Below are 25,204 nucleotides of genomic sequence, written 5' to 3'. Positions count from 1 at the left end.
GGAAGCCGCGCTCACCAAGACTAACTAAAGGAGTGCGCGATGACCTCTCAGCCGAGTAAATCAGCTGCACCTGCGGTCCGCCGCAAAGGGCTGGATAAAACGCATTGGCTGTACATCGCCGTCATCGTCGCCGTCATTCTTGGCGTCGTCGTCGGACTGGGGTTTCCCGGTAAGGACGGCTTCGCCGCCCAGCTTAAACCGCTGGGCGACGGATTCATCGCCTTGATCAAGATGATGATCGCGCCGATTATTTTCTGCACAATTGTGCTGGGCATCGGTTCCATTGCCAAGGCGGCGACGGTAGGCAAGGTCGGCGGCCTGGCATTGGGCTATTTTATGGTCATGTCCACCTTCGCCTTGGCCATCGGGCTGGTGGTGGGCAACATTGTCCACCCCGGGGCGGGCCTGCACCTGCAGGACGCGGTCTACAAGGCCCCGGCGGAGAGCGCGGGCAACACCGAATTCCTGCTCGGCATCAACCCCACCTCGCTGCTGTCCTCGCTGACCGGGAACAACATCCTGCAGACACTCCTGGTGGCACTGCTGGCGGGGTTCGCGTTGCAGAAAATGGGTAAAGCCGGCCAGCCCATCCTCAAGGGGATCGGCCACATCCAGAAGCTGGTCTTCCGGATCCTGATCATGGTCATGTGGCTGGCCCCGGTGGGGGCCTTCGGCGCCATTGCCGCCGTCGTCGGCCTGACCGGTTGGCAGGCCGTCCTGAGCCTGCTGTCCCTGATGGGCGCGTTCTACCTGACCTGCGCCATCTTCATCGTGGTGATCCTTGGCAGCATCCTTAAGCTGGCCACCGGCGTCAACATCTTCAAGCTGATGCGTTACCTGGGCCGGGAATACCTGCTCATTGTCTCCACCTCATCCTCGGAGGTGGCTCTGCCGCGGCTGATCGCCAAGATGGAGCACCTGGGCGTTTCCAAGCCGGTGGTGGGCATCACCGTACCCACCGGCTACTCTTTCAATCTCGACGGCACCGCGATCTACCTGACCATGTCGGCGCTGTTCATTGCCTCGGCCATGGGCACTCCGCTTGACCTCGGTTCGCAGATCGGGCTGCTGGTCTTTATGATCATCGCCTCCAAGGGCGCCGCTGGTGTCAGTGGTGCCGGGCTGGCCACGCTGGCCGGCGGGCTCGCCTCGCACCGGCCGGACCTGGTCGGCGGTGTCTCGTTCATCGTCGGTATCGACCGGTTCATGTCCGAGGCCCGAGCGCTGACCAACTTCACCGGCAACGCCGTCGCCACCGTGCTGATGGGCACCTGGGTGAAGGAAATCGACCGGGAACGGGTGGACCGGGTGCTGGATCGGCTCGAGCCCTTTGATGAGGCCACCATGTTGGCCGACGACGGCGGCTCCCACGGGTACGACGGCGGCGCGGACCACGGGCGCGCCGGCGGCGCGGACCACGGGGCCTTGACGACGATGGATGGGCAAATCAGGGACGCCGCGGGTACCGGATGGGAAAAGACCCGCGCCTGATCCTCCATCCCTGACATCGACGACATACCGACCATCGATGACGCACTTGGGGCACATGTTGTTCGCCTCGACGACATGGGCGCCGAGTGCGTCATCGATCGCGGGAACGGGACTTCCCCACGGGATTTTCGTAGTGCGCGACCACCGTTCGGCGGCCGGCCCCGTTTTCCTCGTTGTAGTCGATTGTGCTGACCGAAACGCCGTACAGTGTGGATAATTCGCGGGCGTTGAGCAGTGCTTCCGCCGTACCGGTCCGCACCGTGTTCTTGTCCATAAGCACCACCGAGTCGGCCAGGAAGAGGGCATGATCCGGATCATGGCTGCTCAGCAGCAGCGCCATGCCGTCGGCGACCAGGGCGCTTAGGAGCCTCAGCACCTGTATCTGGTTCTTCAGATCGAGCCCGGTCGAGGGCTCATCCAGCACCAAGGTGGGGGAACCTGCGGCGATGGCCCGGGCGATCAATACCAACTGTTGTTCGCCCCCGCTCAATGTTGGGAAGAGCCGTTCGGCCAGGACACCGATCCCTACGCGTTCCATCGCCTCGTGCGCCGCCCGCGTGTCGGCCGTTCCCGGTGAGCGGAACACGCGGATCTGCCGGGCCCGTCCCATCAGCACCATGTCCAGGGCCCGGTAGGCGAAGGCGCTGCCGTGGGCCTGCGGGACATACCCCACGGTGTCATCCCGAAGGACAGTGCCTTCACTGGGTGCCAGGAGTCCGGCGGCGCAGCGTGCCAGCGTTGTCTTTCCGCTCCCATTGGGCCCGAGAATTGCCGTCGCGGATCCGGCGGACACCCGGAAACTCACGTTCCGGAAGACCCAGTCCCGGCCACCGGTGCCGGAACCGGAGCGGGCACGGCCCCGTCCCCCATAGGAGAAGCCCGCGTCGTCCAGTTCAAGCACTGTCCCAGATCCTGTCCCGGTTGTGCCGCAGCAGCACGAAGAAGACGGGGGCGCCGATCAGCGCCGTCAGCACGCCCAGCGGAATTTCGCCGCCGGTGATGGTGCGGGCGACGGTATCAACGGCGACGATGTAGGAGCCGCCGAGCAGAAAGGAGACGGGCAGCAGCACCCTGTGATCCGGCCCCACCCACATTCTGGCCAGATGTGGAATCACCAGCCCCACCCAGCTGATGACGCCGCTGACGGCCACCGCGCCGGCCACGATCAGGGCCACCGAGATCAGCACCACCCACCTCAGCGTGCGTGGCCGAAGCCCCAGTGCGGCAGCGTCCTCATCGCCCAGGGAGAGTACGTTAATTCGCCACCGAAGGGCGAGCAGCGCCGAGGTGCCGGCAAGGATTGGTACGACGGCGATCAGCACCTTGGCATAGCTGGCGGTAGCAACGCTGCCCAGCAGCCAGAAGACGATCGCGGGCAGCGTGCTGAACGGGTCGGCGAGGTAGGTTATGAGCGAGACAAGTGCGGAAAAAAATGATCCCACCACCACGCCGCCGAGGACGATCAGCAGCATCGGCGTCCCGCCCCGTCCGGAAGTGATCAGGAACAACAGTCCCAGCGCCACCAGGCCGAAGAGAAAAGAGCCGCTGACCAGCATGATGGCGCCGGCGCCGACGAGCAGCGCGATGGCTCCGCCGAAGGAAGCGCCAGCCGATACCCCGATGATTTCCGGGCTCACCAAGGGATTGCGGAAGATGGCCTGCAGCGCCGCGCCGCCGATTGCGAGACCGCCGCCGACCAGCAGCGCCAGCATGACCCGGGGGAGGCGTACCAGCAGCACCACACTTGCCTCGGAACTGGTCGCGGAGCTGTCCAACGGCAGCACATGGGAGAGGAGTGCCTGCACCACGTGCCAGAACGGGACGGTGTAACGGCCCATGGCCAAGGCCAGTAAAGCAAAGCCGAGCAACAGGACGGCGGTGCCCGTCACCGGGCCGAAGGCTTTCGGAGAGCGGAAACGTCGGGGGTTCCCTGGCCCCACCCGCCGGTGCTCCCGGACCTCATGCGCCATTGAACTGCCGGTAGTTGGCTGACTGACCGTTCACCGACGTCCACAGCATAGTGTCGATGTCCGCAGAGCTTGGCTCACGGCCGTAGAGGAACTTGTAGTCGTCCACGATCGTGCTGCGCAGTGGAGAGACCGTCTGGTCCGGGAAAGCGATGTCCGCCAGCCAGCGCCACATCAGCGGCGATTCCTGCCCGGGAGGGTCCCAGCGGTAACCGCCCAGGGGGACTTTGTAGACGCGTCGATCGCGCACCGCTGAGACGTCCTTCCAAACCGGGTCCGAGGTGATGTCAGCGGGCAAGGCGTCGTCGAAATTGCCCAGCAGGAGGACCTCCGGGTCCCACGCCAGGACCTGTTCTACGTCCACCCCGACCATGCCGGAACCCTTGGCACCCTGGTCGCCGGACGCGGGATTCGTTCCGCCCACCAGCTTGATATAGAAGTCGTTGTAGCTGGCATTTCCCGCCACCTTGAGGCCGCCGGTAAACCGATTGAAATAGAGGATGCTCGGTCCCTTTCGGGAACGGCTGGCGGTCAGCGCCATGATATTCGTCCGCGTCCGGTCGCTGCGGGCCTTGATTTGCGCGGCGCGGTCCGGTTTGCCCAGCATCGCGGCAAACATCGCAGTCCAGGCATCCACGTCCTCCTGCTTGCCCGTATTGGTCAGACCCAGGACCTTCAGCCCCGCGTTTTCGAGCGGTTCCGTGAACTGCGAATCGCTCCACTGCACCACGACGTCCGGATTCAGCGCCCGGATGCTCTCCACGTTGGGGGTGAAGTCATTGGCGGCGACGTCGTGTGGGATCTTCAGGGCGTCGGGGAACAGCTTGCCCATAATGCCGTCGCGCATGGCGAGCCAGGAGGCGTTGTGCATGGCGGCCAGATGGGCTGCGCTTTGGTCGACGGCGACGAGCAGCGAGGCGGCGGGCATGGGAATCGTCACGACCAGGGTGACAGGTTTGTCGAAGGTCAGCGTCTTACCGCGCTGGTCAGTTACAACGATCGGCTGCTGGGCGCTGACGGCGGCGCGCGGCGTGTCGGCAGGTTCCGTTTTTGGTTGCCCGCAGGAGGCGAGGGCCGCCGCACCGCCGGCGACCAAAATGGTGGACAGAGCCGAGCGACGGCTCATGTCAGGACTGCTCACGGGCTGGCCTCCTTACGGTAAAGATCAGCAAAGTATGCATTTTTTCAATTGCTCACAGCATCCGCCCGAACGACAGGGCTGTCAATGATAGCGTCGGCCTGCCGGTGTCCTGTCCCAGTGGCTTGGGGCAGCCAGTGCAGCGAACGTCCGGCGCCGGGAATTAATGCCGGGACGTCACCTGCTGCGAGGGGCCAAATCCTGGTCCTTGTAGCCGGCGGTGGGTGGTGCTAGCGTCAAAATTACCTTTTGCTGAACGAGGCCGAATCATGGTTATTAACGGTGCCCAGTTGTTTGTCCGTTACGCCTATCCGCCCAATTCGCGGGGCAGCTGCGGCCCGGAAGACAGCGACGCACTGCTGCATTACGGTCAATCCGGGGTGACGGACCGCGGACTTAAGGAGCTGGCAAAAGGCTTCGCCGGCGCATGGCCGTATCTTGAGCTGATTGCCGGGGCCACCAAAATCGCCGATCCGCTCGATTACCGGGTGGTGGAGGCCTATTGGGTGGGCAACAGACTGCTGGACACCGTCGGCGTGACGAATATCGGCAACTCGATGGAGGACCGCTTCCGCGCGCGGACGGGAATGCAGTTCCCGCATCTGGTCGAGGGAGTACTCGCCGGCGGGGTTCCGCACCACAGCTTCCATGTCTTCGAGATATATCCGTGGCTCGGGCTGCTCCGCGACGACCGCAGATACCCGACGGCGCTGAATGTGCTGGACCAGTGCCGCATCCGCTGGGGTGAAGTGCTGGCCGTGACCGCGGATGAGGCTGTGGTGCGCTCGCAGCCCCTGGTCTGGGACGGAGCGGTGCTAAGTCTTGGCCCGGCAATCGTGGAGACGGCCAAGCACGCCGTCGCGGGGGCAGGCTTTGTGGCCGATCTTGCCGTGGGTGACGCGGTATCGCTGCATTGGGATTGGGTGTGCGACCGTCTCACACCCCTGCAGCTGCAGCGGCTGCAGCACTTTACAACCAGGCACTTGAAGATAGCCAACGTCGGCGTCGAACACCGCGGCACTGCCGTAGCGCTGGAACGCTAACGCCCCATCGCGGAGCGCCCGGTTCTAGCCAGCGGTCGCGTCTTCATCCACGCCGGAACCCATGAGCTTCAGGCCGCCCATCGCCTGCTCGGCTCCGGCCGCATCTACACGTTCCAAGGCGAAGCCCATGTGGATAATCACCCACGTCCCCGCTTCCAGGGGCCCCTCGTCCAGCAGACCAATGTTGATCTTTCGCCGTACACCGGCAACGTCCACCAGCGCCAGTTGGTTGCCGTAGCCGGCCAGCAGTTCAATCACCTGGCCAGGGATTCCCAAGCACATGATCCGTTTCTCCTTACCGCTGGAATACGTTCAGTGATTTCATTGATGAGCTGCCGAATCTCACCCAGCGCGTCGGGTATGGCGGCTTCCACCGATTCGGATAAGCCGATTCCTTCAGCCAGGTCACCGGGCACGCATCCCACGACGAACGTCAGGGGGAAGTCGCCGCCCAGGGATTTCATCCTGCCCAGCACGGCCGCCGGGTCCATGCCATGCGGGTCTAAGGCCGGTGGCCCGCTGCGGCCATGATCCGTGCTGTAATCGCCGTGAAGATCCTCGGGCCGGACCTGCAGAACGCGGATGGCTCCGGGCTTCGCCGGCACCCGGCGGGAGCCCCCTGTTCCCTTTCCGCTGTTGCCTGTCAGCGGCGGGACGGCATCGACCAGGATCAGGGCGTCCACGCCATCCAACAGGTCATAGGCCAGATGCATTCCGCGGATGCCGTAGTCCACCGCGCGGACGCCCGGACTCGCCATGGCGGTATCTGCGCCCATCCGGCGCACAACCTCCGGGCCGAACCCGTCATCACGCTGGAACATGTTGCCTACTCCGGCCACGAGAATGCAGGCAGGGGCAATCGCACCGTCACCTGCGGGCACGGGTACAGAGTCACCCGCCATCACACGGTCACCCGCCGGCCCGGCGCTGCTGACTCCCGCGCCGACGGCATCGACGCCGCTCACATCCGGCTGATTTTCACGTAGCGGACAATGTCCGGGATCGAACGCACCATCACCGCGATTCCTGTCAGGGCTGTCAGTGCCAACAACACAGCGGACATTTTTCCAAGGCTTCTCATGTCAGGTTCCCTTTCCGTCATTCATCGCGGGTACCGGACCGAGAGGCTCCAGCTCGTCCGGCGAGAAATAGAGGTATCTTCCGTACCACTCCTGCAGTTCCGCGGCCGGATCCGCTTCAATCACGACGGCGACATGCGTGCCGCCGTCGACGTCAAAATGAACGCCGGTCACGCGCGCCGTCTGTCCGGCAGAGAACAGGTCCTGCGCGTCGGCCCGGCGGTTGGGCCGGACCACAACGCGACTGCCCCTGGTGACGGCCACCCCGTTAATGACGACGGCGTCGGCTTCCGGTCTGACGCTGGAATCGGCCGCCGGGTCCCACCACGGGGGGCCCGCCAGAGGATCGTCGGTCAGCACCGGGAAGGCAGCGGCAAGGTCAGTACCATCCCGGGGGGCGCCAAGGAGTCCGGCGCCGCTTCCGGGACCGGCACCAAGCTCTTCTTCGGCATGGGGACTGCGCAGGATGCCGTGCAGAGCCTGCAGTTGAACATCGGTCATCGCCTCGCAGCGGTCGATGATGGCCGCAGCCCGCGGATCCGTTGCCCTGGCTTCGGCCTTTTCATCCTCGGTGAGCGTCAGTACGCGCAGCGTAAGGATCTCGTCGATTTCGGTTGAATCGTAGAGCGCCACCGAGCTTTCCGGAGCCACGGCGGGATGGTCATAAAGAATGATGGGGGAGATCAGCAGGACGTCGCTTTGCCCCTCGGGGCCGGCCAGGACAGGCCAGCCGCGGTGCTGCGAGCAGGACGCCGCCGCGGCCCGCGCGTCCTCCGGCGGGTCCAGCAGCGAAATGAAGTCCGCATCGTGCAGGCTCAGCAGCAGGTGCGTTCCGATGAAGGACAGAGCGATTGCTTCCGGCTTTTTTACTGTCGGGCACCCTGCCGTGTTTTCAGCACTCACCCGAAGACGCAGCAAGCCAGCGGTTGAGGATTCTCCGCCGCAGGTTCCTTCACCGCCGCCGGTACCGCCGAGTGCGGTACCGCCTACTGCGGTGGTGCCGAGCCCGACCTCGCACTGAAGCGGCAGCCGTCGGCGTACCAGTCGTCCTGCCACCGCACCGGCCGCATCCTGGAGCGTCTCCACTTCTTCGGCACCGGAAATCTGAACCGGCACAGTCAATCCGCCGGCCAGTTGATCGAGCGCGAACGGACCCAGCATCATCTCCTGTTCGGTCGCCTCGTCCCACGTCAGCCAGCGGGCCGCACCGATGCTGAGCTCCGACACCGGCGTGAACGTCCCGTCGTCGAACTTTTCGCACGTCCGGGACTGCAACTGCAGGAAGCGCAGATGCACCTCCAACCGGGCGTGCCGGCCGGCACGCAGCAGGGCATCCGTGAACATGGTTGATTCTTCGCCTGCCCCGGCGGCGGCCGCGCCGGGAGGGCCCAGGATGCCGAACTGCCAGCGTGACTGGTTTTTCTGTGAGGAGGCACGGTAGGGATAGAGGAGGTACCCCTCGTAAAGGACTGCGTCCGCGATGGCCCTGGCCAGGCTAAGACTTGGATTCATCATCGGACCGAATCACCGGCCGCCGCCAATAGCCCTTCAACAGCGGCTTCCCACGTGGTAAGCCCGAGGCTTGATTTGTAATGCGCCAGCGCTTTAAGTACATCCCGGTCAAGCCGGATCCAGCCGCTGTTGGGAAAATGTTGGTCCATCAGTTCAGTCCAGGTGGAGACCGGCAGTTGGAACGACGCCTCGCGGTCCCATGGGACCTGTTCGACGCCGAACCCCGTGACTCCCTTGGTGAAGATCGTTCCCGAGAACAGCAGTTCCACGGGGATGGTGCGCTCGCGGAGCGCATGCAGGTACTTCGCCGCCGCGACCTCGAAGTCGAACGTACATGGAAGTGCCAGATCCACCTCGGCCTGTCCGGTGAAACCCTGCACCATGGTGCTGCACTGCATCCAAAGGAAGGGCTTCAGCGTCGAAGGCCAGCGCACGCGGGTTCCGAAAAGATCCAGCAGACCGGCTTCCTCCTCCGGGGTGTAGCCCCTGCGCTGCGGCTGAATCCGCACCTGGCAGCGCAGCGCTATAGCATGGATTGCCTCCCCGGTGGATTCGGTCAGGAACAGCCGGGCGGTCAACTGGGGGGAGGCGGCATAGCGTTCCGGGATAATGTCCAGGACACTGAAGCCAAGGTCCGTCATGGCCGGGGCCCGCTTCCGGCGTGGACCGATCCGGAGAAAGTGCCGGGATAAGGTCTGCTGCGGTTGTTCACACGCTCAAAGAACGCGGTGAGCTGGGCACGCGCGTCTTGGCCGCCGTCGAAGCCCCGCCAGACCTTGCGCAGTTGGCCGACCAGTTCATAGCAGGCATCAATCGGCACGAGATGGCAATCGGCCTTCAGGCGCTCCGGTCCGGGAGCACGGATCAGCAAAGCCTCCGTGTCCGGCACGGCAACGGCAACGGCAGGGTTGCTGGCCAGCACCGTGTCCCAGGCCCCCAGTGGCAACTCTGACTCGGTGGCACCGGCGGGGCCAGGATAAAATGCAACGGTCCGCCCCATCCGGGAATTGGTGAAGAAGAATGCCAAGCCAACGGGAATCTCAAGTTCATCCCACCCGCCGCTTCCCAGTTCAAACCCGGGGAAGGAAAGGTAACGCTCGGGCACCGAACGGTAACGCAGGTGCGCCGTCGCATCGGTGAAGAGCAGGTAACACGGGCGGCAAGTGCACATCAGTGCGCGGCTGTCCACGTCCACCACGTGCTGGTGTTTTTCCGCAAGAGGCTCGGCGCACATCTCACAGCGCTCGCCAGCGGTGGCGGCTGGACGACTGACAGCGATGCGCCGGAGCATGGCAACCGGCCCTGCAGCTGCGATGCTGCCTGTTCCGGTGTTCACGAAGCCGTCCTGGCAGGGATGGCCACGGAGGTAACGCCGCCGCGAACGAGCAGCGGAAGGGGATCCAGATGCATTGCCTTGTCTTCCAGACAGGCACCGGCCATCCGGACATCAAAATGGGCCCGGCAGGTGGGGCAGCGCAGCAGCCCGCCGCCGGTGGGGGCTGCAAGGGCGCGCTGCAACGACGCCCCGGCCATGGACTTCGTGCACCGTGGGCAGTAATCCAAGTAAGCGAAAATATCCTCGCCGATCCGGCAGGCCAGCACCTGGGCTCCACCGATCAGGAAGCCGGCCACCTCGCCGGCCTGCAGTCCGGCAAGCTCCGCCGCCGCCTCCCATGAACCACCTGCTGGTCCCGGAACGGACCGTCCGGCCTGTAGATCCTTTTCTGCCTGTTGATCCAGGCGCATCCGCAGCGCATTCACCGGAATGACCGCAGGGGACTGGGCGGACTCCTCCTCCGCCACCTGGATCGATGTCACTTCGGGGGCCGCCGTTTCAATGGCATCCTCGACAGCAAGCTTGAGTGTCACGGACGAGGACGGGCAACCGTGGCAGCTCCCCAGCAGGCGGAGGCTCACCACCCCGTCCGCGCTGATGCCCAGCAGCTCCACGTCGCCCCCATGGGATCCAAGGTACGGCCGGACACTATCCAGCGCCGCGGCGACTCTGGTTGGCAAGTCCTGTGGATGCAGACCGTGGACCAGCAGCAGACCTGAGATCAGCTCGTCTTTGATCAGGGCCTCCAGTGTGCCGTCCGTTTCGCCTCCCCGGGCCGAAATGACGTCCAGCACGCGTTCCAGCCCGGCGCCGTAGAGATCCGTAACTTGCCGGACCAGTTCCTCGGCGCGCTCGCGGGCCACCGAACCACCGGAGGACAGGGCGTCCAACAGCGTTCCGATCCGTTCGCCAGAGTTCCGCAGCTGGTCCCCGCCGGACCTGGCCGCAGGCACCGGCGCCGCGGCCCACGGTGCGGCGGCCGCAGGAGCTACGGCTTCACTTGGCTCCAGCAAACCGTTCTGCGCGTTCATGGCAAGTCATTCCCCGGTGAGGGACTGCGTGGGGGAGTGCAGCCTATCCAAGGATTTACCCTCGCCCAAATACATGTGCACGCCGCAGGGCAGGCAAGGGTCGAAGCTACGGACCGTGCGCATGATGTCGATCCCCTTGAAATTCTCCCGATCGTTTTCTTCAAAGATGGGCTGACCCTGCACCGCGTCTTCATAGGGTCCCGGGGTTCCGGAGGCATCACGCGGACTGGCGTTCCACGGTGTCGGCGGATAGGGATGGTAATTGGCGATCTTTCCGTCGCGGATCACCATGTGGTGCGAAAGAACGCCGCGGACCGCTTCGGTGAAGCCGCAGCTGACAGCCTCGTCCGGGACCTCAAACGATTCCCACGTCTTGGTCCGCCCGGCACGGATTTCCTCGAGCGCCTTTTCTGCGAAATGCAGGGCAGTTGCCGCGGCATACGCCTGGAAATAGGTGCGGGCCCGGTTGCGCTCGAGTGTGTTGCTCCATTGCGGGATCTTCCATTCGAGGGACACGGGTCCCTTGAGCGCCGTTTTCGGCAGGTTGATCTCCACGCTGTGTCCGGTGGATTTGATGTAGCCGATATCGACCAGCCCCGCCAGCGCCGTTGACCAGAGCCGTGCGAGCGGGCCACCACCGGTATCCAGCGCCAGATTCTCTTGCCCGTCGAACCAGCGCGGCGACATCACCCAGCTGTACTTGCCCTCCAGATCCCGCTTTTGCGGGAGCGGGTTGGTGTGCTGGTTCCACGGATGACGCCGGTCCACCGGGTTGCCCAGCGGATCATTCTTGACGAACATTTCCTGGTCATTCCAGTCCTCATAGTAGGAGGAGCCAAGCATGATCCGGATGCCGAGGTTGATCCGCACGAGATCCGTGGTGACCAGTTTTCCGTCGACGACGACGCCCGGGGTGACGAACATCTTCCGGCCCCAGTCTGTCATGTCCTTGTAGGCGAAGTTGCAGAATTCCGGGTCCTGGAAGGAGCCCCAACACCCCAGCAGCGTCCGCCGCAGCCCGACCTGCTCATAGCCGGGAAGCGCGTCGTAGAAGAAATTGAAGAGGTCGTCGTGCATGGGTACGACCTTCTTCATGAATTCCACATAGCGCATCAACCGGGTGATGTAGTCCGTCATCAGCTGGATCGTGGCGACGGTGCCGACTCCGCCGGGATAGAGCGTGGAGGGGTGTACGTGGCGACCCTCCATGAGGCAGAACATTTCCCGGGTGAGCCTGCTGACCTGCAGCGCCTCGCGGTAAAACTCGCCGGTAAATGGATTCAGCGAGCGCATGATGTCCGCGATGGTCCGATAGCCGTGTTCGCCTTCATGCGGGGCGCGGGTGTTTTCCGCCTTGGCCAGCACACCCGGGTTGGTTTCGGAGACCATTTTTTCGCAGTAGTCCACGCCGACCAGGTTCTCCTGGAAGATATTATGATCGAACATGTACTCCGCGGCTTCACCCAAATTGACGATCCATTCGCCAAGATGTGGGGGCTTTACCCCATAGGCCATGTTTTGCGCGTAGCAGGAGCACGTGGCGTGATTGTCCCCGCAGATCCCGCAGATCCGGCTGGTGATGAAGTGCGCGTCCCGCGGATCCTTGCCGCGCATAAAGATCGAGTAGCCGCGGAAGATCGATGAGGTGCTGTGGCACTCCACGACTTCCTTATTTTTGAAATCGATTTTGGTATAAATGCCAAGGCTGCCCACGATCCGCGTGATGGGGTCCCATGCCATCTCCACCAGTGAGTCGTCTGCGGTGCTGCCCTGTGCGGGTAATGGAATCGTGGAGGTCATTGCCTCTGCCTCTTTCTCATGCCGTTCTTACCAGGTACGGGTGGCGCCTGTAAGCAGTTCGCGGCCGGTCCTGCGCCAGCGTGGTTCCTTATCAAGGGTGTTCATGGTGATGTGCCGCAGAGTCCGGACGGCAGCGCCGTACGGCCGCACAGCGTTGGTTGAGAGAATGCCGCCAGGAGGCTCGTCCATGAACGGCATGAACTTATCCGGGAAACCTGGCATGGTGCACCCTATGCAGATGCCGCCGACGTTCGGACACCCCCCAATTCCATTCATCCAGCCGCGTTTGGGAACATTGCATTTAACCACCGGGCCCCAACAGCCCAACTTCACAATGCACTTCGGGGAGCCGTATTCGGTGGCAAAATCACCCTGCTCGTAGTACCCCGCCCGGTCACACCCCTCGTGCACGGTCCGGCCGAATAGCCACGTCGGCCGCAGCGCGTCGTCCAAGGGGATCATCGGTGCCTGTCCGGTCGCCTGATAGAGAAGATAGGTGATGGTTTCGGAGAGATTGTCCGGCTGGATCGGGCATCCCGGAACACAGACAATCGGTATCCCGGCCTTGGATTTCCAGTCGTAACCGAGGTAATCGGGAACGCCCATCGCGCCGGTGGGGTTACCTGCCATGGCATGGATCCCGCCGTAGGCAGCGCACGTACCGGCGGCAATAATCGCAGTCGCCTTCGGCGCGAGGCGGTCCAGCCACTCGCTTGTCGTGATGGGTTGTCCGGTTTCCAGATCATTTCCGAATCCGGACCAGTATCCGCCCACGTCGTGCAGTTTCTCGTTGGGAATGGAACCCTCTACAACGAGGACAAAAGGCTCCAATTCCCCTCGGTCCGCCTTGCGGAACCACTCAAGGAAGTCATCAGCGCCCTCCTGCGGGCCGCATTCGAAATCAATGAGCGGCCAGTGCATGGCAATCTTCGGCAGGCCGGGCAGGGCACCGAGAGCGATTTCCTCCACGCTGGGCTGCGTTGCCGCGGTCAGTGCCACCGAGTCGCCATCGCAGCTGAGCCCTGCATTGATCCACAAAACATGTATAAGCGCTTCTTCGGCCTTAATCGAAGCTTCTGTAGGCATCGTTGCCTCCTTTGAGAGTCCTGCTCATCCGAGCCGGGCCCATTATGCGTATGTCTGCACCTCAGACACGGACGCCATCCGGTAGAGTAGCGGCGCCCGCGCGCACCGCCGGAGCATTAGCATTTTTCATCAGCCAGTCGTACCAACCGTCCAGGCCTACGCCCGTCGTGGCGGAAACGGAGAGCATCTCGACGCGTGGATTCAGTTGCCGTGCCTGGCGGAGGCATTGATCCACGTCGAATTCAACATAAGGCAGTAGATCCGACTTATTGATAATCACGAGATCTGCTGCCATAAACATGTGCGGATACTTTTGCGGCTTATCATCACCCTCCGTGACGGAAATAATTACTACTTTGGCTGTTTCGCCGAGATCAAAAAGCGCCGGACAGACCAAATTTCCGACATTTTCAATGAAGAGCGTTGATCCCTGCTCCGGATTCAACGCGTCGAGCCCCCGTCGGAGCATATCGGCGTCCAGATGGCAGCCGGCTCCGGTGTTAATCTGAACGGCCGGACGCCCGGCGGTGCGGATACGGTCAGCGTCCAGCGACGTCTCCTGGTCGCCTTCGATGACGGCGATGTTAAGCCTGCTTCCCAGTTCTTCAATGGTGCGCACCAACAGGGTTGTCTTGCCCGCTCCGGGGGAACTCATCACATTGAATGCCTGGATGCCGCGTCCCTCCAGCCAGCCCCGGTTCCGCGCCGCCAGCAGATCGTTCTTGGCGAGCAGGCTTTGCTCCAGCGCGATCGTGGCCACCGGAGCATGGCTGTGCGCCTGCCCACTCTCGTGCACGTGATCGTGGCCACCATCGTGCGCGTGGTCGTGCGGTTGCTGCCGGCCGCCGTCGTGCAGATGCTGGTGATCGAGGACCGGTTCCGGGGACGCACCGCTGCCGTCCCCGGTTGACACCCGGACTCCGACGTCGTCGCCGCAACCGCAGGTAGCACACATTTTTACCCCACTTCCACGGAAGCAAGCATCAGCTCGCGGCCGCCCGTAATTTCAACGTCGGCGCTGCCACAGGTGCACAGCGGGATCGTATCCGGGAGAATGAAACTCTGCCGGCACGTGTGACAGGTGGCCCGGCCCGCTGGCTCATCGATTCGCAGATCCGCCCCGGCCAGCGGGGTTCCCTCGGCCAGCAGCTGGAAGCAGAACCGCAGGGCATCCGGCAGAACTCCGCTGAGCCGCCCGATTCGCAGGTTCACGCCGGTGACAGTGCGATCGCCGGTGCAGTCGAGCACCGCGTCAACCAGGCTTTGGGTAATGGAGAGTTCGTGCATGGGCTTTGCCACCTCGTGACAACAATGTAGGCTCATGGGCCGTTAACCGCAATAGGTTCCGGCGGCCTGTGCAGCGCATTCTGATCCGGCGGTCTGTGCAGTGCTCTCGGGTGTGCTACGGAGCACACCCGAGTGCGGTACGGAAGGGTGCGACGTCAGGAGTCGACGTCGGGCGGGGTTGGACGCCGCAGCGCTGCGGTCCACTTATCTTCGATCCGACCGAACTTCCAAGTGCCGACGGCGATGATCCAGGCCAGCACAAAAATCGCCACGATGGCGTAGCCGACGTTGTTCAGATCCATCCCCCCGATAGCCGCCAGCGGTCCGGAGTGGATCCCGGTTCTGTCGACCAGAATGGAGATGAGCTCGATCGACCCGATAATCAGCGCCACGGCAACGGAAAGCCCGGTGATGACGAGGTTGTAGTAGATCTTGCGGACGGGTTTCGAGAACGCCCAACCATAGGCAAAGTTCATGAAGCACCCGTCCAGCGCATCCAAGAGGCTCATTCCGGCAGCGAAGAGAACCGGCAGGGTCAGAATGGCGTACCAGGGCAGCGAAAGCGCTGCCGCACCGCCGGCCAGCACCAACAGAGAAACTTCCGTGGCCGTATCGAAACCCAGACCGAACAACAGACCGACGACGTACATTTGCCAGGGCCGGGTGACGAGCCGGTTCACGCCGCCGAACAGCCGGTTCATTAGGCCTCGATTGTTGAGCTGGTGTTCCAGCGCCGGCTCGTCGAACTGGCCCTGCCGCATACGGCGGAAGATTTTGACGATGCCCAGCAGGATCACCAGATTGATGATCCCGATGATGTAAAGAAAGATCCCGGAGACACCGGTCCCGATGAGTCCAAGCACCGTGTGCAGGGTAGAGGAATCGGCGTCCACCTGACCGGCCAAGGTCTGCATGCCCAGGGCCAGCAGGAAGCAGAGTCCGAAGACGATGCTCGAATGGCCCAGGGAAAACCAGAACCCCACGGAAAGTGGCCTCTTCCCGTCGTTCATCAGCTTGCGCGTGGTGTTGTCAATGGCGGCAATATGATCAGCGTCGAAGGCATGCCGCAGGCCCAAGGTATAAGCGGTGACCCCCAGCCCCAGCCCGAAAACCCCCGTCTGACCCGTCTGTCGATGTACCGGTTCCACAATGCCGGCCAGCACCCCCCAACCCACCAGGTGCAGGAGTGCCACGAACCCCGCCATCGAGGCGATCGAACCCCACTCTCGGAGGGTCAGGGCCCTCCGGATGCGGCTGATCCGGGACCCTGCGGCTCGTTCAAGGGTGCTCATCTGCTCGTTTTCATGGTGCGTTGTCTCCCCGGGCCCGTCGGCCAGAGGTTCACGGCCGTGCCGGTGATGGTCGGGTGGCGAACGCGAGCCGCAGGTAGGGCAGGTACTCACGCCCGATGACGGCGGTGAGCAGCCGACCGTCAAGGCCGGCGGCCAATCCGAGCACGTGGGGATCCGACTCGACCCGCAGGCCCACGACATCCGCACCATCGACGGAAACCGGATAGCCGTGCTCAATACTGTCCTCGGACGCCGGATCGATGAGTTCGCCGGGAAACCCGCCGTGGACGCGTACGTCACGGTACGTGTTTCTCACGATGTAGTTGATGTGTTCGACCAACGCCAACTCCGGAGTGTGCCGGGTGTATCCGTCATGCGCCTGGACTTCGCTGATGTGAGTCGTGCGCACTGCATCCCACAGCAGCGGGTAACACATCCTGGCACGCCACCGGCTGATCCACTCCGGCAGCGGCCACGGCGGCTCCGCGTCGAGTGCTGCCCGCATCTCCTCAGTAAGGTCCACGAGGTTGGCGGGATCGTCGCGATCGGACGGGTTACGCCACAACGTATATGACAGCGTTGCTGCTTCCATCACCGGTTGATGATCCTGCGTTTGAGATGATATGCCGGCGCTCGCTTCCTCGACTGAGTCCTGGGCGGCGAGCGTCAGCAACGGCACGGCAAAACCAGCGGCAATTTCATCCGGTGTCGGCGGCTCCGTAGCATCGGACGGACGCCGGCTGCGATCGAGGAACATATAGCAACTCTGCTCCTGCCATCGTTCAAGATGCAATGCTCAGTGCCGACAACCTGGTGACGTCAGCCTGTTTCCCCGGGACGGGGAGGACACCCCCTGTCCCAGCTACAGCCCCGTGATATGGCTTTGAGGCGGGGCTCAGATATTCCTGCAGCGCAACCCGCACGATTTCGCTCGACTTGCGCCGCTCCTCTGCGGAGCGGGCGAGGAGTTGGGCGTCAAGTTCTTTCGGAAGCCTGATGGACCGCGAGGGGGAGGTGCCTTCCTTGCTTAGGGCTCGCCGGTTATTTAGTTGGTGTGTCGCGTGGTTTGAGGGTGTAGTTCCATTCGGGTGCCAGGCGTGCCTGTTCAGGGTCCCGCTGGTCTCCAGTGAGGTCATTTCGTTGTCGGGTATTTTCACGCCGGTGGGGTACTGTTCGGTGTCCAGGTCGGCCCGGACGGTGAGGCCTGTTTTGGTGGTGGTCGCGGCGATGGAGTTGACGATGACTTCGTGGCTGCTCAGGGGTCTGCAGCCGATTCGAGAACGTCGGCTCGGGCTGGGCCGAACAGGATGTCGGACCGGGTGGGGATCCGGCCCCGGTAGCGGATCTCTCCAGCCGGTGTCAGTGCCCCGGGGATAGAGTGAAACGCGAACACCCGAGCGGCATCGAGGGAAGGAGTTTTCACATGAGCACGCAGCAAGCCCATCAACAACCTGCAGGCAAGGAGGGATCCCGCGCGCTGGTCTACGCGGTCAGTATCATTGCGGCCTTGGGTGGCCTGCTCTTCGGCTACGACACCGGTGTCATTTCCGGGGCGCTGCTGTTCATCGGCGACGAATTCCACCTGGATCCACTCTCCGAGGGCGTCGTGGTGAGCTCGCTGTTGATCGGCGCCATGGCAGGCGCCATCGCCTGCGGGCCGCTGGCGGACAAAATCGGTCGGCGTTTATCCATCACCGGGGCAGCAACGATCTTCGCCATCGGCGCCGTCGTAGCGGCGCTTGCTCCGAGCGTGGGAACGCTCATCACCGCGCGCGTCATCCTCGGCATCGCCGTAGGTGCGGCCTCCGTCCTGGTGCCGCTGTTCATTGCCGAGGCCGCACCACCGGCCACGCGCGGCAAGCTGGTCTCCTTCAACCAGCTGATGATCACCATCGGCATCCTGGTTGCCTACCTGACGAATGCGGCCTTCGCGTACGACGGCGGCTGGCGCTGGATGTTCGGACTGGCACTGATTCCGTCGGCCGCGTTAGGCATCGGGATGCTGTTCCTGCCGGAAACGCCGCGCTGGCTCGTGGAAAAAGGTCGAATAGAGGAGGCCAAGGCGGTTTTGCTGAGGCTGCGCGGACCCCGTATTGCGGCCGTGGAGCTGGCGGATATCCAGCAGACCAAATCCACGGAACAGCACAAGTCCACACTGCGTGACCTGGCCAAACCCTGGGTGCGCCCGGCGCTCATCGCCGGGATCGGGGTATCAGTAATCGGCCAGGCCAGCGGCATCAACACCGTCATTTATTATGCCCCCACCATCTTTAATGCCACCGGGTTGGGGCCCGCGGCGGCCATTCTGGCGACCGCCGGAGTGGGAGCCGTTAACGTGGTGATGACGCTGGTGGGCATGTCGCTGGTGGACAGGGTGGGCCGTCGGCTGCTGCTGATGATCGGATTTGCGATCATGACGGTGAGCCTGCTGGTTTTGGGGTTGGTCCTGCTGCCGAATCCGCTGCCGGCCTCCGCGGGCTGGATCGCCATCATCTGTGTGGCCGTCTACATCGCCGCTTTCGCGGTGAGCGTCGGGGTCGTCGTCTTTGTCCTGCCATCGGAGCTGTACCCGCTGAGCATCCGAGGCTCGGCGATGAGCGCCACCTTGCTGTGCAACTGGGGGATGAACTTTGTCGTTTCGCTGACGTTCCTTTCCCTGTTCAACAGCTTGGGGAAGTCGCCGGTGTTCTGGCTGTACGCGGTGGTCTGTGCGCTGGGCTGGCTCTTCGCCGTCAAGCTGGTGCCCGAAACGAAGGGCCGCAGCCTGGAGGAAATCGAGAGCTGGCTGCGCAGCAAGGAAAACACGGCGTCCTAACGAGCACCAAAAACCCAGTTGGGGCGGTGGACGTGGCTCAGTTCCCGCCGGGCGCCTGGGCGTCGGCGAGGGTGTCCTTGTCCGACTGCAGCTCCTGCTGGAAGAGCGCATAGCGGGCCTTATGGCCGGGCCGGTGGCGGACCAGGGCCCAGGCGATTCCGAGCAGGGCAAACCAGATCGGCGTCACCAGCAGCGCCTGCAGCGTGTCCTGCTTCTGCGTCAGCGCCCAGAGCAGGAAGACGAAGAACGCCAGCACCACGTAGCACATGGCCACACCGCCGGGCATCTTGAATTTCGACGCCGCGTGCAGCTGCGGGCGCCGTTTTGCGGTAGACGAGGTAGCTGACCAGGATGATGGTCCAGACGAACATGAAGAGCAGCGCGGAGATGGTGGTGACCACGGTGAAGGCCTCAATGATCGACGACCCTGCGTAGAGCAGCACGACGGCGGCGAGCAGGAACATGCAGGAGAAGAACAGGGCGTTGGCCGGCACGTGGTTGCGGGTGAGTTTGCCGAACTTCCGCGGCGCGTTGCCTTCCTGCGCCAGCCCGAAGACCATCCGCGAGGTGGAGTAAATGCCGGAGTTCGCCGACGACGCGGCGCTGGTCAGCACCACGAAGTTGATCATCCCGGCGGCGATCAGCAGCCCGGCCAGGCTGAACATCGTTACGAAGGGGCTCTTGTCGGCGGTGATTTCGCGCCACGGGGTCACCGAAATGATGACGATCAGGGCCACCACGTAAAAGAGCATCACGAGGACGGGGATGGAGTTGATGGCCTTGGGCAGGTTCTTTCTGGATCCTTGGCCTCCGCCGCGGTGGTACCGACGAGTTCAATGCCCACGAAGGCGTAGACGGCGATCTGAAAACCGGCTACGAAGCCCATCGGCCCGGTCGGGAAGAGGCCGCCGTCGTTGTACAGATTGGCGAAACTTGCCTCCGCGCCGTTGGGTGCATGGAAGGCCGTGAAGACCATGACCAGGCCGACGATGATGAGCGTGACGATGGCGACGATTTTGACCAGGGCAAACCAGAATTCGGTCTCCCCGAAGGCCTTGACCGTCGGCAGGTTCAGTCCCAGCAGCACAGCGATGGCGGCCAGCGCCGGAATCCACAGCGGGAGTCCGGACCACTAGAAGCGGACGTAGCCGGAGATGGCGATGATGTCCGCAATCCCGGTGACGATCCAGCAGAACCAGTAGGTCCAGCCCGTGAAGAATCCGGCCCAGGGTCCGAGCAGGTCCGCGGCGAAGTCGCTGAAGGATTTGTATTTGAGGTTGGAGAGCAGCAGTTCCCCCATCGCCCGCATGACAAAGAAGAGCATGAAGCCGATGATCATGTACACGAAAATGACCGAGGGGCCGGCGAGGCTGATCGTCTTGCCCGAGCCCATGAACAGGCCGGTGCCGATGGCGCCGCCAATGGCTATCAGCTGGATGTGCCGGTTGGACAAGGAGCGGGTCAGGTGCGGACCGGCGGTTGAACCGTCGTTCTTTCAGACATGAAACTTCTCTCAAGAGATGGATAAGGCGCGCGAAAAAGGCGGGGGTCGGGTGCTTGCCCGGAGTGGATGGTGCCGCTTTGGCCGCGGCTGCCTGGGTTTTCAGTGTGTTGTCTGTCACGAGGTAATGTCAAACGCGCACGGCTTTGGCCGGACGCGCCAACAGGAGTAAGCTGGTGAGCCGAATCACCTATAATTTCACAGCCTCTGAACCGCGGCGGGAGAGTCCTGCCGGTGCAACACCGTGCAGGCGCCGTAGGAGCAAATCCTCCCCAGGAATCTCTCAGGCCCCTGTACCGCTGCGGCAAGGCAACTCTGGAAAGTAGTCAGGCGAAAGCCCGGACTCACCGACGGTGCAAGCGGACTCGTGTCCGCGGAAACTCTCAGGTCCAATACAGAGCGGGGAGGAACCCGGCCCCTCCGGCATCTTTGCGATGTCGGCCAAACTTGGAGTTCCTCATGACGGTTCAGTCTTCCAGCCCTCGCCCATCGCTTCCGGTGCAGCCTTCGCGCACCAGTTTCGCCGACCGGCACATCGGCGCACGCCGCCAGTCCGACGTCGACACCATGCTCAAAGCCATCGGCTACGACAGCATCGACGGGCTCGTGGACACGGCTCTTCCGGCGAGCATCCGCCAGCCCGCCCCGCTGCTTCTGCAGCCGGCGCTGACCGAGGCCGAGGCCCTCGTCGCGCTCCGCAAGCTCGCCGGCAAAAACAAGACCGCGGTGCAGATGATCGGCCAGGGCTACTACGACACGTTCACCCCGCCCGTGATCCGGCGCAATATCCTCGAAGACCCCGCTTGGTACACCGCGTACACGCCGTACCAGCCGGAAATTTCGCAGGGCCGGTTGGAAGCGCTGCTGAATTTCCAGACGATGGTTGCGGACCTCACCGCGCTCCCGGTGGCCAATGCCTCGCTGCTCGATGAGGCCACGGCGGTCGCCGAGGCCGTCCTGCTGATGCGCCGGGCCAACAAGGCCCCGGGCGCCGGTCAGGGCAAGACCGTGCTGGACGCGGATCTGCTGCCGCAGACGCTGGCCATTGTGCGCGGCCGCGCCGAAGCTCTTGGTTTCGAGGTTGAAGTAGCGGATATGTCCGCCGGCCTGCCCGAGGGGACCATCAACGGCATCGTGCTGCAGCAGCCCGGCGTCTCCGGCCGCGTCTTCGACCACGCTCCGGTGATCGCGGCGGCGAAGGAACGCGGCGCCATGGTGACGGTCGCCGCGGACCTGCTGGCCCTGACCCTGATCGTTGCACCGGGGGAGCAGGGTGCCGATATCGCTGTCGGCTCCGCCCAGCGCTTTGGCGTGCCGCTGTTTTACGGCGGACCGCATGCGGCCTACATGGCGGTGCGCCACGGGCTGGAGCGTTCGTTGCCCGGCCGGCTCGTCGGTGTATCCAAGGACGACGCCGGTCTGCCGGCCTACCGCTTGGCCCTTCAGACGCGCGAGCAGCACATCCGCCGCGAAAAGGCCACCTCCAACATCTGCACGGCGCAGGCCCTGCTGGCCATCGTGGCGAGCATGTACGCGGTCTACCATGGCCCGGACGGGCTGAAGGCGATCGCCGAACAGACCCACGGACACGCCCGCGCGCTGGCCGCGGCCCTGACGGGCGCCGGTCTCGAACTGGCCAGCGCGTCGTTCTTCGATACGCTCACGGTCCGTGTCCCGGGCAGGGCCGCGCAGATCATCGCCGCGGCCGAGGCCAAGGGCATCAACCTGCGCCGCGTCGACGCGGACCAGGTCGGCATTTCGGCGGATGAAACCACGACGGCCGAAACCATCACCGCGGTCGCCGCGGTGTTCGGCGCCGCACCGGCCGACGCCGGAGCCACCGGAACCGGCGGACCCGGCGGCGGCGGACCCGGTGGCGGCACCGGAACCGGAGGAGCCACCGCAACCGACGGCGGCACCGGAGGCACCCGTTTCGAGCTGCCCGCCGCCGTCGTCCGTACCTCTGGCTACCTGACCCACACGGTCTTCCACAGCCACCGTTCCGAAACCCAGCTGCTGCGCTACATGCGCCGTCTCAGCGACCGGGACCTGGCCCTTGACCGCACCATGATCCCGCTGGGCTCGTGCACCATGAAGCTCAACGCCACGGTGGAAATGGAATCCATTTCCTGGCCGGAATTCGCCTCGATCCATCCGTTCGCGCCGGATTCGCAGACCGAGGGCTGGCGGGAACTGATCGGCGATCTGGAGCAGTCGCTGGCGGAAATCACCGGCTATGACCAGGTCTCCATCCAGCCGAACGCCGGCTCACAGGGCGAGCTCGCAGGCCTGCTCGCCATCCGCGGCTACCACCTGTCCCGCGGCGACGAACAGCGCACCATCTGCCTGATCCCCGCTTCCGCGCACGGCACCAACGCCGCCTCCGCGGTGCTGGCCGGGATGAAGGTTGTGGTGGTGGCCACCGCGGCTGACGGCAGCATCGACCACGCGGACCTGCAGGCCAAGATCGAGTCCAGCGGCGACAAGCTGGCCGCTATCATGATCACCTATCCGTCCACGCACGGGGTGTACGACGACGACGTCCGGCTGGTCTGCGATTCCGTCCACGCAGCGGGCGGCCAGGTCTACATCGACGGCGCCAACCTCAATGCGCTGGTCGGGCTGGCCAAGCCCGGCCTGTTCGGCGGCGATGTTTCGCACCTGAACCTGCACAAGACCTTCTGCATCCCGCACGGCGGCGGCGGCCCCGGCGTCGGACCGGTCGCGGCCAAGGCACATCTGGCGCCGTTCATGCCCGGCGATGCGGTGGCCGCGGCCGGCGCCGGCGGGACGGAATCGGCCGCTGCCGGCGTGCCGATTTCGGCCTCGCGCTTCGGTTCCGCGGGCGTCCTCCCGATTTCCTGGGCCTACGTGAAGCTGATGGGCGGGGAAGGCCTGACCGAGGCCACCAAGTCCGCGCTGCTGGCGGCCAACTATGTGGCGACCCGGCTGAACGAGCATTTCCCCATTCTCTACACCGGCAGCGGCGGCCTGGTCGCCCACGAATGCATCCTGGACCTGCGCGAACTGACCGCACGGACCGGTGTCAGCGCGGAGGATGTGGCGAAACGGCTGATCGACTACGGTTTCCACGCACCCACGCTGTCATTCCCCGTGGCCGGGACGCTGATGGTGGAACCGACCGAGTCGGAGGACCTGGGCGAGATGGACAGATTCATTGATGCGATGATCGCCGTGAAGGGTGAGATCGACCAGGTGGCAAACGGCGACTTCAGCGCCGAAGAAAGCCCGCTGCGACGGGCTCCGCACACCGCAGCTGCCGTCGTCACCAACAGCTGGGACCGGCCCTACAGCCGCGAGCAGGCGGCGTTCCCGCTGTCCTCGCTCCGGACCGACAAGTACTTTCCGCCGGTGGGCCGGATCGACGGTGCCAACGGCGACCGTAACCTCATCTGCTCCTGCCCACCCCCCGAAGCCTTCGAGGACAGCTCCGCCGACTCCGCCAGCTGACCCAGCGTCCATTAACTCAGCGTCCATTAACTCAGCGCCATCCACAGAATCAGCGCCATCCACAGAACGGTGACGATCATGACAACAACCACGAAATCCCAGTACACGGCCCTGTATGCGGAGCATGAGAAGCTGGGCGCCTCCTTTACCGACTTCGGCGGCTGGCAGATGCCGCTGAAGTACAGCAGCGAACTTGCTGAGCACCACGCGGTTCGCCGCACGGCGGGTCTCTTTGACCTGTCCCACATGGGTGAGGTCTGGGTGAGCGGCCCGGATGCGGGTGCTTTCCTGGACTTCGCACTGGTGGGAAAACTCTCCGCCGTCGTGGATGGCAAGGCCAAGTATTCGCTGATCTGCAACGACGAGGGCGGCATCATTGATGATCTGATCAGCTACCGCCGCTCCGATGAAAAGTATCTGGTAGTGCCCAATGCCGGCAATGCCCCGGTGGTGGCAGAGGCGCTGGCACAGCGGGCCGCGGGATTCGACGTCGTCGTCGATGACCAATCCGCCGCCACCTCGTTGATTGCCATCCAGGGTCCGGACGCCGAGGCGATCCTGCTGGCGCTGGTCCCGGCAGCGGATGCCGAGGCGGTGTGCAGCCTTAAGTACTACGCCAGCACCGGCATTACTGTTCAGGCCGGCGACCAGGACATGGACGTTCTGCTGGCCCGCACCGGTTACACCGGCGAAGACGGTTTCGAGCTCTACATCCCTAACGCGCAGGCAGCCGCGCTGTGGACCGCACTGTTGGCGGCCGGCGGGGAGAAGCTGGTTCCGGCGGGGCTGGCCTGCCGCGACTCGCTCCGGCTGGAGGCGGGCATGCCGCTCTACGGGAACGAGCTGAGCCTGGACATTGATCCGTTCTCCGCCGGTTTAGGGCCCATTGTCGCGCTGTCCAAGCCCGGTGACTTCGTCGGACGCAGCGCCTTGGAAGGCAAAAAGGCCAGCGGCGCCGGCACGACCACGGGCCGCAGGCTGGTGGGTCTGCAGGGAACGGGCCGTCGCGCCGGCCGCTCACACTATCCGGTCACGCTGGACGGCAACGTGATCGGCGAGGTGACGTCCGGTGCGCCCAGCCCGACGCTCGGTTACCCGGTGGCGCTGGCCTATGTTGACGTCGAACATACCGAACCGGGCTCCGAAGTGAGCGTGGATCTACGCGGCAGGCCGGAACCGTTCACGATCGTCGAACTGCCCTTTTACAGGCGCGTCAAATAGCCACCCCCTTGAATTCTAGGGGTCGTGGCAACACCCGGGGTCAGTTGGGTATCAGTAAATCACGAAGTCGTTGGGCTGGAGTATTCCAGTCGAGCGTTTTGCGTGGTCTGCTGTTGAGTTCCTGGGCGACGTGC

21 protein-coding genes, 2 pseudogenes and 2 riboswitches are annotated in these 25,204 nt (G+C 63.9%); of the genes and pseudogenes, 5 read left to right on the top strand and 18 right to left on the bottom strand.

Features of this window, described 5'->3' with window-relative positions:
* Positions 1-39: 39 nt before the first annotated feature.
* Positions 40-1,491, top strand: a complete 1,452-nt coding sequence (locus tag QMG52_RS16870) for a cation:dicarboxylate symporter family transporter (protein WP_283561586.1) — start codon at positions 40-42, stop codon at positions 1,489-1,491.
* Positions 1,492-1,582: 91 nt separating this feature from the next.
* On the opposite strand, the gene QMG52_RS16865 is transcribed toward QMG52_RS16870, so the two are convergent.
* The 3 genes from QMG52_RS16865 to QMG52_RS16855 all read right to left on the bottom strand — a co-directional run bounded on the left by QMG52_RS16865 (position 1,583) and on the right by QMG52_RS16855 (position 4,599).
* Positions 1,583-2,392: an ABC transporter ATP-binding protein gene (locus QMG52_RS16865; RefSeq protein ID WP_283561585.1), complete on the bottom strand. Its 810-nt coding sequence runs from the start codon at positions 2,390-2,392 to the stop codon at positions 1,583-1,585.
* Positions 2,385-3,380 carry a FecCD family ABC transporter permease gene (locus QMG52_RS16860; RefSeq protein WP_283561584.1) on the bottom strand — a complete coding sequence of 332 codons (996 nt, stop codon included), beginning with the start codon at positions 3,378-3,380 and terminating at the stop codon, positions 2,385-2,387. The genes QMG52_RS16865 and QMG52_RS16860 overlap by 8 nt, the downstream gene beginning before the upstream one ends.
* A 70-nt stretch (positions 3,381-3,450) precedes the next feature.
* Complete coding sequence (locus QMG52_RS16855; RefSeq protein WP_283561583.1) at positions 3,451-4,599, bottom strand: ABC transporter substrate-binding protein; 1,149 nt, start codon at positions 4,597-4,599, stop codon at positions 3,451-3,453.
* Positions 4,600-4,865: 266 nt separating this feature from the next.
* On the opposite strand from QMG52_RS16855, the gene QMG52_RS16850 reads away from it, so the two are divergent.
* Positions 4,866-5,639, top strand: coding sequence for a DUF6390 family protein (locus QMG52_RS16850; RefSeq protein ID WP_283561582.1), 774 nt, complete (start codon positions 4,866-4,868; stop codon positions 5,637-5,639).
* A 24-nt stretch (positions 5,640-5,663) separates the two neighbouring features.
* Here QMG52_RS16850 and QMG52_RS16845 read toward each other — a convergent pair whose 3' ends face one another.
* The 14 genes and pseudogenes from QMG52_RS16845 to QMG52_RS16785 all read right to left on the bottom strand — a co-directional run.
* Positions 5,664-5,921: a HypC/HybG/HupF family hydrogenase formation chaperone gene (locus tag QMG52_RS16845; protein ID WP_283561581.1), complete on the bottom strand. Its 258-nt coding sequence runs from the start codon at positions 5,919-5,921 to the stop codon at positions 5,664-5,666.
* Positions 5,894-6,604, bottom strand: coding sequence for a hydrogenase maturation protease (locus QMG52_RS16840; protein WP_283561580.1), 711 nt, complete (start codon positions 6,602-6,604; stop codon positions 5,894-5,896). The genes QMG52_RS16845 and QMG52_RS16840 overlap by 28 nt, the downstream gene beginning before the upstream one ends.
* Positions 6,601-6,720, bottom strand: a complete 120-nt coding sequence (locus QMG52_RS22395) for a DUF6893 family small protein (RefSeq protein ID WP_434619050.1) — start codon at positions 6,718-6,720, stop codon at positions 6,601-6,603. Before QMG52_RS22395 ends, QMG52_RS16840 begins: the two co-directional genes overlap by 4 nt.
* 1 nt (position 6,721) lies before the next feature.
* On the bottom strand, positions 6,722-8,233 hold the full coding sequence (locus QMG52_RS16835; protein ID WP_283561579.1) for a hypothetical protein: 1,512 nt from the start codon (positions 8,231-8,233) through the stop codon (positions 6,722-6,724).
* On the bottom strand, positions 8,230-8,871 hold the full coding sequence (locus tag QMG52_RS16830) for a DUF6084 family protein (protein WP_283561578.1): 642 nt from the start codon (positions 8,869-8,871) through the stop codon (positions 8,230-8,232). Before QMG52_RS16830 ends, QMG52_RS16835 begins: the two co-directional genes overlap by 4 nt.
* Positions 8,868-9,566 (bottom strand): DUF5947 family protein, encoded by a 699-nt coding sequence (locus QMG52_RS16825; RefSeq protein WP_283561577.1) that lies wholly within the window; start codon positions 9,564-9,566, stop codon positions 8,868-8,870. Before QMG52_RS16825 ends, QMG52_RS16830 begins: the two co-directional genes overlap by 4 nt.
* On the bottom strand, positions 9,563-10,597 hold the full coding sequence (locus QMG52_RS16820) for a NifU family protein (protein WP_283561576.1): 1,035 nt from the start codon (positions 10,595-10,597) through the stop codon (positions 9,563-9,565). Before QMG52_RS16820 ends, QMG52_RS16825 begins: the two co-directional genes overlap by 4 nt.
* A 6-nt stretch (positions 10,598-10,603) precedes the next feature.
* Entirely contained in the window at positions 10,604-12,397 is a 1,794-nt protein-coding gene (locus QMG52_RS16815; protein WP_283561575.1) for a nickel-dependent hydrogenase large subunit, read from the bottom strand.
* 27 nt (positions 12,398-12,424) lie between these two features.
* Positions 12,425-13,483, bottom strand: a complete 1,059-nt coding sequence (locus QMG52_RS16810) for an NADH-quinone oxidoreductase subunit B family protein (RefSeq protein ID WP_283561574.1) — start codon at positions 13,481-13,483, stop codon at positions 12,425-12,427.
* Positions 13,484-13,544: 61 nt separating this feature from the next.
* Positions 13,545-14,396 carry a hydrogenase nickel incorporation protein HypB gene (gene hypB, locus QMG52_RS16805; protein WP_283561573.1) on the bottom strand — a complete coding sequence of 284 codons (852 nt, stop codon included), beginning with the start codon at positions 14,394-14,396 and terminating at the stop codon, positions 13,545-13,547.
* A gap of 44 nt (positions 14,397-14,440) precedes the next feature.
* Entirely contained in the window at positions 14,441-14,770 is a 330-nt protein-coding gene (locus tag QMG52_RS16800) for a hydrogenase maturation nickel metallochaperone HypA/HybF (protein WP_196397484.1), read from the bottom strand.
* A gap of 155 nt (positions 14,771-14,925) precedes the next feature.
* Positions 14,926-16,062, bottom strand: a complete 1,137-nt coding sequence (gene nicT, locus QMG52_RS16795) for a Nickel transporter NicT (RefSeq protein ID WP_283561572.1) — start codon at positions 16,060-16,062, stop codon at positions 14,926-14,928.
* A gap of 49 nt (positions 16,063-16,111) precedes the next feature.
* Entirely contained in the window at positions 16,112-16,819 is a 708-nt protein-coding gene (locus QMG52_RS16790) for a hypothetical protein (protein ID WP_283561571.1), read from the bottom strand.
* A gap of 299 nt (positions 16,820-17,118) precedes the next feature.
* Positions 17,119-17,327: pseudogene (locus tag QMG52_RS16785) on the bottom strand (ISAzo13-like element transposase-related protein); the annotation flags it as partial.
* A 158-nt stretch (positions 17,328-17,485) separates the two neighbouring features.
* Between QMG52_RS16785 and QMG52_RS16780 the strand changes: the two are divergent.
* The gene (locus QMG52_RS16780; RefSeq protein ID WP_283561570.1) at positions 17,486-18,877 is read left to right on the top strand and encodes a sugar porter family MFS transporter; all 1,392 of its coding nucleotides are present in this window, start codon (positions 17,486-17,488) and stop codon (positions 18,875-18,877) included.
* A 37-nt stretch (positions 18,878-18,914) separates the two neighbouring features.
* Here the strand turns inward: QMG52_RS16780 and cycA are convergent.
* Positions 18,915-20,342: pseudogene (gene cycA / locus QMG52_RS16775) on the bottom strand (D-serine/D-alanine/glycine transporter).
* 244 nt (positions 20,343-20,586) lie between these two features.
* A riboswitch (glycine riboswitch) is annotated at positions 20,587-20,687 on the top strand.
* A gap of 1 nt (position 20,688) precedes the next feature.
* Positions 20,689-20,786: riboswitch (glycine riboswitch) on the top strand.
* 51 nt (positions 20,787-20,837) lie between these two features.
* On the opposite strand from cycA, the gene gcvPB reads away from it, so the two are divergent.
* Together gcvPB and gcvT are read left to right on the top strand one after the other, a co-directional pair.
* A complete protein-coding gene (gene gcvPB / locus QMG52_RS16770) occupies positions 20,838-23,849 on the top strand; it encodes an aminomethyl-transferring glycine dehydrogenase subunit GcvPB (protein ID WP_283561569.1) in 3,012 nt (1,003 codons plus the stop codon).
* Positions 23,850-23,927: 78 nt separating this feature from the next.
* The gene (gene gcvT, locus QMG52_RS16765; RefSeq protein ID WP_283561568.1) at positions 23,928-25,070 is read left to right on the top strand and encodes a glycine cleavage system aminomethyltransferase GcvT; all 1,143 of its coding nucleotides are present in this window, start codon (positions 23,928-23,930) and stop codon (positions 25,068-25,070) included.
* Positions 25,071-25,204 lie beyond the last annotated feature (134 nt).

This window comes from Paenarthrobacter sp. PH39-S1, from assembly GCF_030063245.1.
GTDB lineage: Bacteria > Actinomycetota > Actinomycetes > Actinomycetales > Micrococcaceae > Arthrobacter_M.
The sequence above is the reverse complement of the archived record's forward strand: the minus strand, read 5'-3'. Positions and strand labels throughout refer to the sequence as shown.

Coding starts and splice junctions, on each gene's coding strand:
- QMG52_RS16870 (WP_283561586.1), top strand. CDS start 40: ATGACCTCTCAGCCGAGTAAATCAGCTGCACCTGCGGTCCGCCGCAAA.
- QMG52_RS16850 (WP_283561582.1), top strand. CDS start 4,866: ATGGTTATTAACGGTGCCCAGTTGTTTGTCCGTTACGCCTATCCGCCC.
- QMG52_RS16845 (WP_283561581.1), bottom strand. CDS start 5,921: ATGTGCTTGGGAATCCCTGGCCAGGTGATTGAACTGCTGGCCGGCTAC.
- QMG52_RS22395 (WP_434619050.1), bottom strand. CDS start 6,720: ATGAGAAGCCTTGGAAAAATGTCCGCTGTGTTGTTGGCACTGACAGCC.
- QMG52_RS16835 (WP_283561579.1), bottom strand. CDS start 8,233: ATGATGAATCCAAGTCTTAGCCTGGCCAGGGCCATCGCGGACGCAGTC.
- QMG52_RS16830 (WP_283561578.1), bottom strand. CDS start 8,871: ATGACGGACCTTGGCTTCAGTGTCCTGGACATTATCCCGGAACGCTAT.
- QMG52_RS16820 (WP_283561576.1), bottom strand. CDS start 10,597: ATGAACGCGCAGAACGGTTTGCTGGAGCCAAGTGAAGCCGTAGCTCCT.
- QMG52_RS16815 (WP_283561575.1), bottom strand. CDS start 12,397: ATGACCTCCACGATTCCATTACCCGCACAGGGCAGCACCGCAGACGAC.
- QMG52_RS16810 (WP_283561574.1), bottom strand. CDS start 13,483: ATGCCTACAGAAGCTTCGATTAAGGCCGAAGAAGCGCTTATACATGTT.
- QMG52_RS16800 (WP_196397484.1), bottom strand. CDS start 14,770: ATGCACGAACTCTCCATTACCCAAAGCCTGGTTGACGCGGTGCTCGAC.
- nicT (WP_283561572.1), bottom strand. CDS start 16,062: ATGAGCACCCTTGAACGAGCCGCAGGGTCCCGGATCAGCCGCATCCGG.
- QMG52_RS16790 (WP_283561571.1), bottom strand. CDS start 16,819: ATGTTCCTCGATCGCAGCCGGCGTCCGTCCGATGCTACGGAGCCGCCG.
- QMG52_RS16780 (WP_283561570.1), top strand. CDS start 17,486: ATGAGCACGCAGCAAGCCCATCAACAACCTGCAGGCAAGGAGGGATCC.
- gcvPB (WP_283561569.1), top strand. CDS start 20,838: ATGACGGTTCAGTCTTCCAGCCCTCGCCCATCGCTTCCGGTGCAGCCT.
- gcvT (WP_283561568.1), top strand. CDS start 23,928: ATGACAACAACCACGAAATCCCAGTACACGGCCCTGTATGCGGAGCAT.